Source organism: Klebsiella sp. CD33, assembly GCF_051992865.1.
Classification (GTDB): Bacteria; Pseudomonadota; Gammaproteobacteria; order Enterobacterales; family Enterobacteriaceae; genus Klebsiella; species Klebsiella pneumoniae.
In genome coordinates this window covers 4,713,629-4,725,960 of sequence record NZ_CP197023.1, presented here as the reverse complement: position 1 = coordinate 4,725,960, position 12,332 = coordinate 4,713,629, and the positions used below count along the sequence as shown (strand labels likewise).

Sequence of the window (12,332 nt, the reverse complement as noted above, 5' to 3'; positions counted from 1 at the left end):
TCAGCTCCATTTCACGTAGTCCCAAGGGCAGTCCGTTGCTAACGTCCTGCCAGGTGGCTGGCCGAACGTTATTATGCACAGGAGAACGTGAATGGACGCAAAGCTGTGTAAAGCAGATTTAAAGACGCCGCCTCGTTATCGACGATAGAGGATCGCCTGCGAATACCACTGGCCGGGTACCATGGTGTCATCGATCATGATGATGACGTAGTAATCGGCTTTGGCCGCTTCTGCTTTGGCCTTCAGCGCCGCTTCGACATCCATCGGCGAACCGTACATCAGTACGCTTACCGTGGCCATTTTCTGCAGGCCAGCAGTCTGGTAGCGCTGGATCTCCTGCGGATGGTCGGTGGCGGGCGGCGGGGCTTCCGGCGTTCCCTGCAGGGCGCTACACCCGCTGAGGACGATAGCCAGTAACCACGGTGAAAACCTGCGCATAACCATATCTCGTTTCCTGATAGTGATAGTGTAGTGGTAGCCTTAACAGGATTGCCGGGGAATGTTCCCGAACTGTTATCTCTGACGCGATTTTCGAATGAAAATGTTGTGAAAGCGTAACCGGGTTCTCAACATTATGAATCGTAGCAAACTGGGTTGCCTGGTGAATGAATTTTCCCATGGCGCCTAACCACGATAGAGAAGGAAGACGATAAATGATTGCACTAGAAATGCGCAACCTCGGCGGTGGTGAAATTTTACATGCCTGTCCGCAGGAGAGTCTGGATAAGCCCTTGCCCTGTATCGTCTTTTATCATGGCTTTACCTCGTCGAAGCTGGTCTACAGCTACTTTGCGGTGGCGCTGGCCGAGGCCGGATTCCGGGTGATCATGCCGGACGCGCCGGAGCATGGGGCGCGCTATCAGGGCGATGAGGCCGGGCGGATGCAGCGCTTCTGGCCGATTCTGCAGCAGAATTTCAGGGAGTTTCCTGCGCTGCGCGAGGCGATAATCGCTGAAGGATGGCTGGAAGGGGAGCGGCTGGCGGTGGCGGGCGCTTCGATGGGTGGAATGACGGCGCTGGGCATCATGACGCATCACCCCGAGCTAAACAGCGTCGCCTGTCTGATGGGGTCGGGCTATTTTCGTTCCCTGTCGCAAACCCTGTTCCCCTCGCCTGATTTTGATGTCGATAGCCTCAACGAATGGGATGTCAGCCATCAGCTGGCGTCCCTTGCCCGGCGGCCGCTGCTGCTCTGGCATGGCGATGCCGATGACGTGGTGCCGCCGGAAGAAACCTTTCGACTAGAGCAGGCGCTCCGGCAGGCGGATCTTGCCGCCAGGCTGACCTGCGTCTGGCAGAAAGGCGTCCGCCATCGCATTACGCCAGAGGCGCTGGCTACCACGGTCGCCTTTTTTCAGCAGCACCTTTAAACGCGGATTACGCTGACGCCCTGATCCTCAAGCTGTTTGAGGATCGCGGCATCGGCCTGTTTGCCGGTGATCACCACGTCTATTTGTCCGGCCTGGCTGAATAGCATCCCGGCGCGCTCGCCGATCTTGCTGCTGTCGACCAGCACCGCCAGTTTGCCGACCACGTTAAGCATTTTTTGCTCGGCCATGGCGGTCAACATATCCGTTTTGTAGAGGCCTTCGGCGGTGAGCCCTTTGCCGCTGGTAAACATCCAGTGTCCGGCATAGAGGCTGTTCTCGCTACCGTGGGGGCTGAGGGTGATGGCGTGGCTGCGGTTGTACTGGCCGCCCATGATAATCACGCTGTCATGCTCCTGGTCGATCAGGTAGTTAGCCAGCGGCAGATAGTTGGTGATGATCTGCACCGGTTTGCCGCACAGTTCCCGACCCAACAGAAAGGCGGTGGAGCCGCAGTTAATGACGATGCTCTCACCCGGCGCGATCAGTTGCGAAGCGGCGCGTGCAATACGCACTTTTTCATCCAGATTTTGCGCCTGGTGGATGTTCATCGGCGTCCAGCGGGGGCGCTGTTCGCTAATGGCTTCCGCGCCATTACGAACCTTTTTCAGTTTGCCGCTTTCATCCAGCTTGTTGATATCACGTCGGGCGGTAGCGGGTGAGATCCCGAGCCGCGACATCACCTGCTCCACGGTAACAAACCCCGTTTGGGCGAGCAGATCCAGCAGAATTTGGTGCCTTTGCGCTTCCGTCATGAGCGAATCCGATTAAAAGTGAACGGCAAAGATGATATTTGAAATCATGTGAAAATACTAACCCTGCGGCGGGGTATTTCCGGCAGGCAGGGCCTGCCGGCGGCGACTTACAGGAAGGATTTGAAAGGCAGATCCGGCTCAATGGTGAAGCAATCGTCGAAACCGCGCGGGTAGTGATATTCGAAATTGTCTTTATCCAGCGGCCAGGTAAATTTGCCGCCGACCTGCCAGATAAACGGCTTGAAGCCGTACTTCAGACGATCCTTTTTCATCTCCCACAGAACGCGGATCTCCTGCGGATCGGCCTGAAAGTTTGACCAGATATCATGGTGGAACGGGATCACAACTTTGGCGTTGAGCGACTCTGCCATGCGCAGGATATCGGCGCTGGTCATTTTGTCGGTGATCCCGCGCGGGTTCTCGCCATACGAGCCGAGGGCGACGTCAATCCGATGCTCGTTGCCATGCTTCGCGTAGTAGTTGGAATAGTGGGAATCGCCGCTGTGGTACAGGTTGCCGCCCGGTGTTTTAAACAGGTAGTTGACCGCGCGCTGGTCCATGCCGTCCGGCAGTACGCCAGCGGCTTTTTGGTCCGCCGGGAGGGTGATCAGCGCGGTGCGATCGAACGCATCGAGCGCATGGATCTCAATGTCTTTGATCTTCACGACATCGCCAGGTTTCATGACGATACAGCGCGCTTTCGGCACGCCCCAACCGATCCACAGGTCGACGCAGGTTTTCGGGCCGATAAACGGCACATCGGCCGGGCAGTTCTGCATGACGGCGGCGGCGACGTTGACGTCAATATGATCGTTGTGATCGTGGGTCGCGAGGACCGCGTCAATCTGGCGAATGGCGAACGGATCCAGCACGAACGGCGTGGTGCGCAGGTTAGGCTGTAATTTTTTCACGCCTGCCATCCGCTGCATCTGGTGGCCGGTTTTCATCAGCGGATTGCCGTGGCTCTGTTTGCCAGTGCCGCACCAGAAATCGACGCAGACGTTAGCCCCGCCTTCGGATTTTAACCAGATACCGGTACAGCCGAGCCACCACATGGCGAAGGTGCCGGGCGCAACCTGCTCCTGCTCAATCTCTTCATTCAGCCAGCTGCCCCATTCCGGAAAGGTGTTCAGGATCCATGATTCACGGGTGATGGTCTGTACTTTACTCATCGTGCTCTTCCTCGTATTTTCAATAGTAATCAAATTTTGATTGGTTTTGATTTATGTTGTCACTGGATTTTCAAGATTGCAATCTTGTTTTCCATCAATTTTACGAAGAGATGCGCATCACCTCTCAGGGGTTCCAGCATTCATAAAGGTTGTGCTTTATTTTATCTATATGATTTGAAAATGTTTAATTATGTTTCGGCGCTACTGCTCGGCAATAGTCACAATGAAACAGAGGATTATTGCGGCGCGCGTCACATTTAATCAAATTCAATCTTGTTGTGATTATTTTTGATTATTAGAGTGGGCAGCGAGAAATGCTGAGCGTAAGGCGCGTTCAGCGCCTTCACCATCGGGAGTGTGTTATGGCAATCCTCTACAACATCTTTACCGTTTTCTTTAATCAGGTGATGACCAATGCCCCGCTGCTGCTGGGTATCGTCACCTGTCTGGGCTATATCCTGCTGCGCAAAAGCGTCAGCGTGATTATTAAAGGCACGATCAAAACCATTATCGGCTTCATGCTGTTACAGGCCGGCTCCGGCATCCTCACCAGCACTTTTAAACCGGTGGTGGCGAAAATGTCAGAGGTGTACGGCATCAACGGCGCGATCTCTGACACCTATGCCTCGATGATGGCGACCATCGACCGGATGGGCGAGGCCTATAGCTGGGTGGGCTACGCGGTGTTGCTGGCGCTGGCGCTCAACATCTGTTACGTCCTGCTGCGCCGGATAACCGGCATCCGCACCATCATGCTGACTGGCCATATCATGTTTCAGCAGGCGGGGCTGATCGCTGTCTCGTTCTTTATCTTTGGTTACGGAATGTGGACGACCATCATCTGTACCGCCGTGCTGGTCTCCCTGTACTGGGGTATCACCTCCAACATGATGTTCAAGCCGACTCAGCTGGTCACCGACGGCTGCGGCTTCTCCATCGGTCACCAGCAGCAGTTTGCCTCGTGGATTGCCTACAAAGTGGCGCCGTATCTGGGGAAAAAAGAGGAGAGTGTGGAAGATCTCAAGCTGCCAGGCTGGCTCAATATCTTCCACGACAACATCGTTTCCACCGCGATTGTCATGACCATTTTCTTTGGCGCGATCCTGCTTTCCTTTGGTATTGACGTCGTGCAGGCGATGGCGGGGAAAACCCACTGGACGGTCTATATCCTGCAGACCGGTTTCTCCTTCGCGGTGGCCATTTTCATCATTACCCAGGGCGTGCGGATGTTCGTCGCCGAACTGTCCGAAGCCTTCAACGGTATCTCGCAACGCCTGATCCCCGGCGCGGTGCTGGCGATTGACTGCGCCGCGATCTATAGCTTTGCGCCGAATGCGGTGGTGTGGGGCTTTATGTGGGGCACCATCGGCCAGCTGATTGCCGTCGGCATTCTGGTTGGCATTGGCTCTTCAATTCTGATTATTCCGGGCTTTATCCCGATGTTCTTCTCCAACGCGACGATTGGCGTCTTTGCCAACCACTTCGGCGGCTGGCGCGCGGCGCTCAAAATCTGCCTGGTGATGGGCATGGTTGAAATTTTCGGCTGCGTGTGGGCGGTGAAGCTCACCGGTATGAGCGCCTGGATGGGAATGGCGGACTGGTCGATTCTGGCGCCGCCGATGATGCAGGGCTTCGCCTCCATCGGGCTGGCGTTTATGGCCGTCATCATCCTGATTGCTCTCGCTTATATGTTCTTCGCTGGCCGCTCGCTGCGCGCCGAAGAAGACGCGGAAAAACAACTGGCAGAGGCCTCTGCCCAATAAGGAGTTCTGATTATGACCGTACGTATTCTGGCTGTATGTGGTAACGGGCAAGGCAGTTCCATGATCATGAAAATGAAAGTGGATCAGTTCCTGACGCAATCCAATATCGACCACACGGTGAACAGCTGCGCGGTGGGTGAATACAAAAGCGAACTAAACGGCGCGGATATCATCATCGCTTCAACCCATATCGCGGGGGAGATTACCGTCTCCGGCAATAAACACGTGGTGGGGGTGCGTAATATGCTTTCCCCCGCGGATTTCGGGCCAAAGCTGCTGGAGGTGATTAAAGCTCATTTCCCGCAGGACGTGAAATAAGGAGCGGCCATGAAACTCCATGAATCACTGGCGCAGAATCACTCCATTCGCCTGCAGGCGGAAGCGGAAACCTGGCAGGAGGCGGTGAAAATCGGCGTCGATCTGCTGGTGGCCGCCGACGTGGTGGAACCGCGCTACTACCAGGCAATCCTCGACGGCGTCGCGCAGCACGGCCCCTATTTTGTGATCGCTCCGGGATTAGCCATGCCGCACGGGCGGCCGGAAGAGGGCGTCAAAAAAACCGGCTTTGCGCTGGTCACGCTAAAGAAACCGCTGATTTTCAACCACGAAGATAACGACCCGGTCGACATCCTGATCACCATGGCGGCGGTTGACGCCACCACCCACCAGGAAGTGGGCATCATGCAGATCGTTAACCTGTTTGATGACGAAGCCAATTTCGACCGTTTACGCGCCTGCCGCAGTGAGCAGGAAGTGCTGGATTTAATCAAAAACGCCACCGCGGCGGCTGTTTAAAAGGAACACTATCATGTCATTACCTATGTTACAGGTCGCCCTGGACAACCAAACGCTGGCCAGCGCTTATGAAACAACCCGTCTGATCGCCGAAGAGGTAGATATCATTGAAGTCGGCACTATCCTCTGCGTCGGTGAAGGTGTACGCGCGGTGCGCGATCTGAAAGCGCTGTATCCGCATAAAATCGTGCTGGCGGACGCCAAAATTGCCGATGCCGGCAAGATCCTGTCGCGGATGTGCTTCGAAGCCAACGCCGACTGGGTCACGGTGATCTGCTGCGCCGATATCAACACCGCCAAAGGGGCGCTGGATGTCGCCAAAGAGTTCAACGGCGATGTGCAAATTGAGCTGACCGGCTTCTGGACCTGGGAGCAGGCGCAGGCGTGGCGCGAGGCGGGTATTCAGCAGGTGGTCTATCACCGCAGCCGCGACGCGCAGGCGGCAGGCGTGGCGTGGAGTGAGGCGGATATCAGCGCGATTAAGCGTCTGTCTGATATGGGCTTCAAAGTGACCGTCACCGGCGGGCTGGCGCTGGAAGACCTGCCGCTGTTTGCCGGGATCCCTGTTCACGTCTTTATTGCCGGACGCAGCATCCGCGATGCTGCCTCGCCGGTGGAAGCGGCGCGCCAGTTTAAACGCTCTATCGCCCAGCTGTGGGGTTAAGGAGCGACTATGTTGGCGAAATCCATTCCGCTCGGCATCTATGAAAAAGCGCTCCCCGCCGGGGAGTGCTGGCTGGAGCGGCTAAAGCTTGCAAAAGCGCTGGGCTTTGATTTCGTTGAGATGTCTCTCGATGAAACGGACGCCCGCCTTGCGCGGCTGGACTGGAGCCCGGAGCAGCGTCTGGCGCTGGTCAAGGCGGTGGCTGAAACCGGCGTCCGGGTGCCGTCGATGTGCCTTAGCGCCCATCGCCGTTTTCCGCTGGGTAGTGAAGACGACGCGGTGCGGCATCAGGGGCTGGAAATTATGCGTAAAGCTATTCAGCTGGCGCAGGATGTGGGGATTCGGGTGATCCAGCTGGCAGGCTACGACGTCTATTACCAGCAGGCGAACGATGAGACGCGCCGCCGCTTTCGTGACGGCCTGAAACAGAGCGTCGAGATGGCCAGCCGAGCTCAGGTAACCCTGGCGATGGAGATCATGGACTACCCGCTGATGAACTCGATCAGTAAAGCGCTGGGCTATGCCCATTACCTGAATAATCCGTGGTTCCAGCTTTACCCGGATATCGGCAATCTGTCGGCGTGGGATAACGACGTCCAGATGGAGCTGAAGGCGGGGAGCGGGCATATCGTGGCGGTACACGTCAAAGACACGAAGCCCGGCGTCTTTAAAAACGTGCCGTTCGGCGAAGGGGTGGTCGATTTTGAACGCTGCTTCGAAACGCTCAAGCAGACCGGCTACTGCGGACCGTACCTGATTGAGATGTGGAGCGAAACCAGCGCTGACCCGCTGGCGGAGGTGGCGAAGGCGCGTGACTGGGTGAAGGCGCGGATGGCCCGCGCGGGTCTGATGGAGGCGGCATAATGCAACAGCTGAAACAGCAGGTGTTCGAGGCCAATATGGATCTGCCGCGCTACGGCCTGGTGACCTTTACCTGGGGTAACGTTAGCGCCATTGATCGGCAGCGTGGGCTGGTGGTGATTAAGCCCAGCGGCATCGCCTACGAGTCAATGACCGTCGATGACATGTCGGTGGTTGATCTGCAGGGGCACGTGGTGGAAGGGCGCTGGCGTCCCTCCTCTGATACCGCCACCCATCTGGCGCTCTATCGCCGTTATCCCGACCTTGGCGGGGTGGTGCATACCCATTCGACGCACGCCACCGCCTGGGCGCAGGCGGGGCTGGCGATCCCGGCGCTCGGCACCACCCATGCGGACTACTTCTTCGGCGATATTCCCTGCACCCGGGCGCTTAGCGCACAGGAGGTGGACGAGGCCTACGAGCTGAACACCGGGCAGGTGATTATCGAAACGCTGGGTGAGGCCAATCCGCTGCATACGCCGGGGATCGTCGTCTATCAGCACGGGCCATTTGCCTGGGGCAAAGACGCCCACGAGGCGGTACACAACGCGGTGGTGATGGAAGAGGTGGCGCGCATGGCGTGGATTGCCCGCGGCATTAATCCGCAGTTGCAGCCCATCGATAGCTGGCTGATGAATAAGCATTTTCAGCGTAAGCATGGGCCAAACGCCTACTATGGGCAAAAGTAGATAGCGCGCTCCGGGGCTTTCACCCCTCACGGTGAAGCAACTGGTCTGGCCCCGGAGCCGTTTTTAATCCTGACGATAGGCCGACGGCATCACGCGCATGCCGATGAGCGTGACCACGCAAATTATCGCCCCGGCGTAAAACGTCGAGGCGGCGCCGAAGGTTTCCCACAGTACCCCCGCGCCAGTGCTGGCCAGCAGCAGAGCCAGGCCACTCATCAGATTAAACATACCGAACGCCGTGCCGCGTAGCTCCGGTGGCGCCGTATGGGCGACCATCGCCGCCAGCAGGCCCTGGGTCATTCCCATATGAATCCCCCACAGCGCGACGCCGATCAGCAGCGTGCTCCAGTGGCCGCTGAGCGCCAGCACGATATCGGCGAGGATCAGCACCAGCAGCCCCCACTGCAGCAGTTTGCTGTGGCTCATGCTGTCTGAGAGTTTACCGAACGGGTAAGCCGTGAGGCTGTAGACCAGGTTCATCGCCACCATCACCAGCGGGATGGTATAGAGCGGGATCTCCATCTGCTGGGCGCGCAGCACCAGAAAGGCTTCGCTGAAGCGGGCGAGGGTGAAAATGCTGCCGATCGCGACCACCCACCAGTAGGCGGCGGAGAGCTTTTTCAGGTTTTCGCGCTTCAGCGGATTGCTGCGTTTGTGCGCGATGGCGGATTTTGGCTCCTGTAGGCCGAATCCGAGCAGGAGAATGGAGAGCACGGCGGGAATGACCGCCACCCAGAAAATAGCGTGAAAATCGTTGGCCCAGATAAACATCAGCAGCACCGCCAGCAGCGGGCCGAGAAAGGCGCCGACGGTATCCAGCGCCTGGCGTAGTCCGTAGGCGGCGCCGCGGATCTCCGGTGGGGTGACGTCGGCGACCAGCGCATCGCGCGGCGCGCCGCGAATACCTTTGCCTACGCGGTCAATCATGCGGGCGCTAAACACCACCCCGGCGGTAGGGGCGATGGCAAACAGCGGCTTACTGAGCGCGCCCAGGCCGTAGCCCAGCAGCGCCAGTCCTTTACGCTTGCCGACATAGTCGCTGATTGCGCCGGAGAAGACCTTCAGGATCAGGGCGGTGGCTTCCGCCAGTCCCTCGATAAGACCGATAATTATCACGCTGGCGCCGAGGGTAGTGGCCATAAACAGCGGTAAGAGGCTGTGGATCATCTCGGAGGAGACATCCATCAGCAGGCTGACGCCGCCGAGTACCCAAACGCCTTTGGGGATACGGCCTAAGGTGGCGAAACGCGGAACCATCAATCACTCCTGATTATCAAATGGCGAGTGGCTGATTAAATCAGGTTGCGATGACGCTGGTAAGTCGGTTTGTAAAATAATTCTCAATTGCGTTTGGGCGCAGACCTCGCTTCGCCCCTCGCGAGGAGAGGCGAAGAATCGGGCAGGCGTTAGCGGTATATCACCGCGCTGGCGCGAAGCGGGCCGTTGGTTTCGGGTTCGTGCATCAGGATAGGCTGAAAGTATTTCGCCCCCTGCGCATCGCTCATCTGGCTAAGGGCCTGTTCGGCCTCGTGCTCAGTGGCCATATTGTGATTGATATAGATAACGCCGAGGCTCTGCACGTCGTCCATGTTGCGGGCCTGACGTTCGGTGATTTGGATAGCTGCCAGCGCGTTGGCGCTGAAGAAAAGCGCAGCCATCATGGCGATGATTTTCAGTTTCATATACTACGCTCCTGACTGACAGTCCTGACGCTGACTCGGGGCTCTCCTGTGGTCGTTGGGCTTTGATATAAGTGTAATCGCTGCGGGTTCATCGCATGGCGACCTTTTCTGATGCAGTTGTTCAAAAAAATGCCGCTTCCTTTATTGGTTGATTTTAAATCACCCACTTAGCCCAGCTTGGCGCTTAGTGCGAATTATTTGTGCAAATGCGCTTGTGTTCCTGAGGGGCCGCCATTAGAATGACGCGTCAATTTTTCAGCCGCCCTTTAACACGTTCCTTGCCTCCATGGGCCGCGGCTGACCCAGACAGGAGGCTGAATAATCCGTAAGGAGCAATTCGATGCGTCATTACGAAATCGTTTTTATGGTCCATCCTGACCAGAGCGAACAGGTTCCGGGCATGATCGAACGTTACACTGGTGCAATTACTGCAGCAGCAGGTACGATCCACCGTCTGGAAGACTGGGGCCGCCGTCAGCTGGCTTATCCGATCAACAAACTGCACAAAGCTCACTACGTTCTGATGAACGTTGAAGCGCCGCAGGAAGCGATCGATGAGCTGGAAACTAACTTCCGCTTCAACGACGCCGTTATCCGCAGCATGGTAATGCGTACTAAGCACGCTGTTACCGAAGCATCTCCGATGGTTAAAGCGAAAGACGAGCGCCGTGAGCGTCGCGAAGATTTCGCCAACGAAACCGCAGATGATTCTGAAGCTGGGGATTCTGAAGAGTAATCCTGATGACCAACCGTCTGGAGCTGTCCGGCATTATTTGCAGGACTCCACTTCGTAAGGTCAGCCCGTCAGGAATTCCTCACTGCCAGTTCGTGCTTGAGCATCGTTCAGTGCAGGAGGAAGCCGGTTTTCACCGGCAGGCATGGTGTCAAATGCCCGTTATTATTAGCGGTCACGAAAACCAGGCCATTACTCACAGTATAACGGTCGGTAGCGCAGTAACCGTTCGAGGGTTCATCTCTTGCCATAAGGCAAAGAACGGCTTGAGCAAAATGGTTCTGCATGCCGAGCAGATTGAATTGATAGATTCTGGAGACTAGCCATATGGCACGTTATTTCCGTCGTCGCAAGTTCTGCCGTTTCACCGCGGAAGGCGTTCAAGAGATCGACTATAAAGATATCGCTACGCTGAAAAACTACATCACCGAAAGCGGTAAGATTGTCCCGAGCCGTATCACCGGTACCCGTGCAAAATACCAGCGTCAGCTGGCTCGCGCTATCAAACGCGCTCGCTACCTGTCCCTGCTGCCGTACACTGATCGTCATCAGTAATCGGTCACGGTCCATTAATACGACTTTGAGAGGATAAGGTAATGCAAGTTATTCTGCTTGATAAAGTAGCAAACCTGGGTAGCCTGGGTGATCAGGTTAACGTTAAAGCGGGCTACGCTCGTAACTTCCTGGTCCCGCAGGGTAAAGCTGTTCCTGCTACCAAGAAAAACGTTGAATTCTTCGAAGCACGTCGTGCTGAACTGGAAGCCAAACTGGCTGACGTTCTGGCAGCAGCTGAAGCTCGTGCTGAGCAGATCAACGCCCTGGAATCCGTAACCATCGCGTCTAAAGCTGGCGACGAAGGTAAACTGTTCGGTTCCATCGGTACTCGCGACATCGCTGACGCTGTTACTGCAGCAGGCGTTAAAGTTGCTAAGAGCGAAGTTCGCCTGCCGAACGGCGTTCTGCGTAACGTTGGCGAGCACGAAGTGAACTTCCAGGTTCACAGCGAAGTATTCGCTAAAGTTATCATCAACGTGGTTGCTGAGTAATCGGCCTCTGACGTTCTGGTAACAACAAACCGCCGGCCTTGTGCCGGCGTTTTGCTTTTTAGCGCCTTTCATTTTGCGGCGGCGTAACGCTTGCTGTCGTCTTCTCTGCTATCGCGCACGCACAAAGCTGCCGTTCGACTGGCGGGTAAACAGCACCTGCTGGCCGTTGCCGGTATCGATAGTGAGCCCGGTGACCACGCCGTTGGCGTTCTGCCGAATCTGCACCGTCTGTCCGCTCTGCAAAGTACTTAGCGGCTTGCCAGCGCCTTCAACCTGCGCCATGGCGTAGACGTCAGTGGCCGGCAGCCCATGATCGCGGAACAGCTGCGCCAGGGTTTTGCCTGACTCGATGCGATAGGTCCGCCACTGCTGCTCAATGCCCGGTGCGGACTGCTGCTGCGAGGATTGATACGGTTGGGAAGCAGGCTGCTGCGTCTGCGCCTGATCTGGCTGCTCGTCCTGAATCGGCTCCGGGGCGACCGGCGCCATCTGATCGGCATCGCTCACGGTCGGCGTATTGGTGATCGGCGGGAGCGGAACGGCCTGATTGCCGCCAGCTTGCGGCTGGGACTGCGACTGAAGATTCAGGTTCGCTTCGCGGCTGTTTGTCGCCGGGCTTTGGCTATCGTCGGAAGGAAGAAGGATACCGATAATGACCAACAGGAAGCCTGCGATGATACCCCGGCGGTGCATCGGGGGCAGCGGGTCCAGGAGGCGAAAATCATCCGGAGCGTGCCAGATTTTCGCCAGAATAGATGTCAGTTCAACGCGCCCGGGCATGGCTTTCCTCCTGCTCCGCATATTT

17 protein-coding genes are annotated in these 12,332 nt (G+C 56.8%); 11 read left to right on the top strand and 6 right to left on the bottom strand.

Annotation, left to right across the window (positions count from 1 at the left end; all coding sequences use genetic code 11):
* Positions 1-135 precede the first annotated feature (135 nt).
* Positions 136-444, bottom strand: a complete 309-nt coding sequence (gene bsmA, locus ACR809_RS23140) for a biofilm peroxide resistance protein BsmA (RefSeq protein ID WP_002885674.1) — start codon at positions 442-444, stop codon at positions 136-138.
* Positions 445-653: 209 nt separating this feature from the next.
* Here bsmA and yjfP point away from each other — a divergent pair, with 209 nt between their 5' ends.
* Positions 654-1,370 carry an esterase gene (gene yjfP, locus ACR809_RS23135; protein WP_004178343.1) on the top strand — a complete coding sequence of 239 codons (717 nt, stop codon included), beginning with the start codon at positions 654-656 and terminating at the stop codon, positions 1,368-1,370.
* On the opposite strand, the gene ulaR is transcribed toward yjfP, so the two are convergent.
* The gene (gene ulaR, locus ACR809_RS23130) at positions 1,367-2,122 is read right to left on the bottom strand and encodes an HTH-type transcriptional regulator UlaR (RefSeq protein ID WP_004177697.1); all 756 of its coding nucleotides are present in this window, start codon (positions 2,120-2,122) and stop codon (positions 1,367-1,369) included. The genes yjfP and ulaR overlap by 4 nt on opposite strands.
* Before the next feature lie 107 nt (positions 2,123-2,229).
* Entirely contained in the window at positions 2,230-3,294 is a 1,065-nt protein-coding gene (gene ulaG / locus ACR809_RS23125) for an L-ascorbate 6-phosphate lactonase (RefSeq protein WP_004194176.1), read from the bottom strand.
* 362 nt (positions 3,295-3,656) lie between these two features.
* Here ulaG and ulaA point away from each other — a divergent pair, with 362 nt between their 5' ends.
* The 6 genes from ulaA to ACR809_RS23095 are packed head-to-tail and all read left to right on the top strand — an operon-like array spanning position 3,657 to position 8,066.
* Positions 3,657-5,057, top strand: coding sequence for a PTS ascorbate transporter subunit IIC (gene ulaA, locus ACR809_RS23120; RefSeq protein ID WP_004186644.1), 1,401 nt, complete (start codon positions 3,657-3,659; stop codon positions 5,055-5,057).
* Between the two features lie 12 nt (positions 5,058-5,069).
* Positions 5,070-5,375: a PTS ascorbate transporter subunit IIB gene (gene ulaB / locus ACR809_RS23115; protein ID WP_002885682.1), complete on the top strand. Its 306-nt coding sequence runs from the start codon at positions 5,070-5,072 to the stop codon at positions 5,373-5,375.
* A 9-nt stretch (positions 5,376-5,384) separates the two neighbouring features.
* Positions 5,385-5,852, top strand: a complete 468-nt coding sequence (gene ulaC, locus ACR809_RS23110) for a PTS ascorbate transporter subunit IIA (protein WP_002885683.1) — start codon at positions 5,385-5,387, stop codon at positions 5,850-5,852.
* Positions 5,853-5,865: 13 nt separating this feature from the next.
* Positions 5,866-6,516, top strand: coding sequence for a 3-keto-L-gulonate-6-phosphate decarboxylase UlaD (gene ulaD / locus ACR809_RS23105; RefSeq protein WP_002885684.1), 651 nt, complete (start codon positions 5,866-5,868; stop codon positions 6,514-6,516).
* Between the two features lie 9 nt (positions 6,517-6,525).
* Positions 6,526-7,380 carry an L-ribulose-5-phosphate 3-epimerase gene (locus tag ACR809_RS23100; protein WP_004210671.1) on the top strand — a complete coding sequence of 285 codons (855 nt, stop codon included), beginning with the start codon at positions 6,526-6,528 and terminating at the stop codon, positions 7,378-7,380.
* Positions 7,380-8,066, top strand: a complete 687-nt coding sequence (locus ACR809_RS23095) for an L-ribulose-5-phosphate 4-epimerase (protein WP_002885687.1) — start codon at positions 7,380-7,382, stop codon at positions 8,064-8,066. Before ACR809_RS23100 ends, ACR809_RS23095 begins: the two co-directional genes overlap by 1 nt.
* Before the next feature lie 63 nt (positions 8,067-8,129).
* On the opposite strand, the gene ACR809_RS23090 is transcribed toward ACR809_RS23095, so the two are convergent.
* A complete protein-coding gene (locus ACR809_RS23090) occupies positions 8,130-9,323 on the bottom strand; it encodes an MFS transporter (RefSeq protein ID WP_004177693.1) in 1,194 nt (397 codons plus the stop codon).
* A gap of 149 nt (positions 9,324-9,472) precedes the next feature.
* Positions 9,473-9,748, bottom strand: coding sequence for a DUF1471 domain-containing protein (locus ACR809_RS23085; RefSeq protein WP_002885689.1), 276 nt, complete (start codon positions 9,746-9,748; stop codon positions 9,473-9,475).
* A gap of 340 nt (positions 9,749-10,088) precedes the next feature.
* On the opposite strand from ACR809_RS23085, the gene rpsF reads away from it, so the two are divergent.
* From rpsF to rplI, 4 genes are read left to right on the top strand one after another with little or no spacing between them, the layout of a single operon-like run.
* Complete coding sequence (gene rpsF / locus ACR809_RS23080) at positions 10,089-10,484, top strand: 30S ribosomal protein S6 (RefSeq protein WP_002885691.1); 396 nt, start codon at positions 10,089-10,091, stop codon at positions 10,482-10,484.
* A 5-nt stretch (positions 10,485-10,489) separates the two neighbouring features.
* Positions 10,490-10,804 (top strand): primosomal replication protein N, encoded by a 315-nt coding sequence (priB, locus tag ACR809_RS23075; RefSeq protein WP_002885722.1) that lies wholly within the window; start codon positions 10,490-10,492, stop codon positions 10,802-10,804.
* 4 nt (positions 10,805-10,808) lie between these two features.
* A complete protein-coding gene (rpsR, locus tag ACR809_RS23070; protein WP_000135199.1) occupies positions 10,809-11,036 on the top strand; it encodes a 30S ribosomal protein S18 in 228 nt (75 codons plus the stop codon).
* Between the two features lie 41 nt (positions 11,037-11,077).
* The gene (gene rplI / locus ACR809_RS23065; RefSeq protein ID WP_002886682.1) at positions 11,078-11,527 is read left to right on the top strand and encodes a 50S ribosomal protein L9; all 450 of its coding nucleotides are present in this window, start codon (positions 11,078-11,080) and stop codon (positions 11,525-11,527) included.
* 108 nt (positions 11,528-11,635) lie between these two features.
* Here the strand turns inward: rplI and ACR809_RS23060 are convergent, their stop codons facing one another.
* Positions 11,636-12,307, bottom strand: a complete 672-nt coding sequence (locus ACR809_RS23060; protein ID WP_032412832.1) for a LysM-like peptidoglycan-binding domain-containing protein — start codon at positions 12,305-12,307, stop codon at positions 11,636-11,638.
* Positions 12,308-12,332 lie beyond the last annotated feature (25 nt).

Excerpts from the sequence above, each read along its gene's own strand:
- bsmA (WP_002885674.1), bottom strand. The coding sequence starts at position 444 with ATGGTTATGCGCAGGTTTTCACCGTGGTTACTGGCTATCGTCCTCAGC.
- yjfP (WP_004178343.1), top strand. The coding sequence starts at position 654 with ATGATTGCACTAGAAATGCGCAACCTCGGCGGTGGTGAAATTTTACAT.
- ulaR (WP_004177697.1), bottom strand. The coding sequence starts at position 2,122 with ATGACGGAAGCGCAAAGGCACCAAATTCTGCTGGATCTGCTCGCCCAA.
- ulaG (WP_004194176.1), bottom strand. The coding sequence starts at position 3,294 with ATGAGTAAAGTACAGACCATCACCCGTGAATCATGGATCCTGAACACC.
- ulaA (WP_004186644.1), top strand. The coding sequence starts at position 3,657 with ATGGCAATCCTCTACAACATCTTTACCGTTTTCTTTAATCAGGTGATG.
- ulaB (WP_002885682.1), top strand. The coding sequence starts at position 5,070 with ATGACCGTACGTATTCTGGCTGTATGTGGTAACGGGCAAGGCAGTTCC.
- ulaC (WP_002885683.1), top strand. The coding sequence starts at position 5,385 with ATGAAACTCCATGAATCACTGGCGCAGAATCACTCCATTCGCCTGCAG.
- ulaD (WP_002885684.1), top strand. The coding sequence starts at position 5,866 with ATGTCATTACCTATGTTACAGGTCGCCCTGGACAACCAAACGCTGGCC.
- ACR809_RS23100 (WP_004210671.1), top strand. The coding sequence starts at position 6,526 with ATGTTGGCGAAATCCATTCCGCTCGGCATCTATGAAAAAGCGCTCCCC.
- ACR809_RS23095 (WP_002885687.1), top strand. The coding sequence starts at position 7,380 with ATGCAACAGCTGAAACAGCAGGTGTTCGAGGCCAATATGGATCTGCCG.
- ACR809_RS23090 (WP_004177693.1), bottom strand. The coding sequence starts at position 9,323 with ATGGTTCCGCGTTTCGCCACCTTAGGCCGTATCCCCAAAGGCGTTTGG.
- ACR809_RS23085 (WP_002885689.1), bottom strand. The coding sequence starts at position 9,748 with ATGAAACTGAAAATCATCGCCATGATGGCTGCGCTTTTCTTCAGCGCC.
- rpsF (WP_002885691.1), top strand. The coding sequence starts at position 10,089 with ATGCGTCATTACGAAATCGTTTTTATGGTCCATCCTGACCAGAGCGAA.
- priB (WP_002885722.1), top strand. The coding sequence starts at position 10,490 with ATGACCAACCGTCTGGAGCTGTCCGGCATTATTTGCAGGACTCCACTT.
- rpsR (WP_000135199.1), top strand. The coding sequence starts at position 10,809 with ATGGCACGTTATTTCCGTCGTCGCAAGTTCTGCCGTTTCACCGCGGAA.
- rplI (WP_002886682.1), top strand. The coding sequence starts at position 11,078 with ATGCAAGTTATTCTGCTTGATAAAGTAGCAAACCTGGGTAGCCTGGGT.
- ACR809_RS23060 (WP_032412832.1), bottom strand. The coding sequence starts at position 12,307 with ATGCCCGGGCGCGTTGAACTGACATCTATTCTGGCGAAAATCTGGCAC.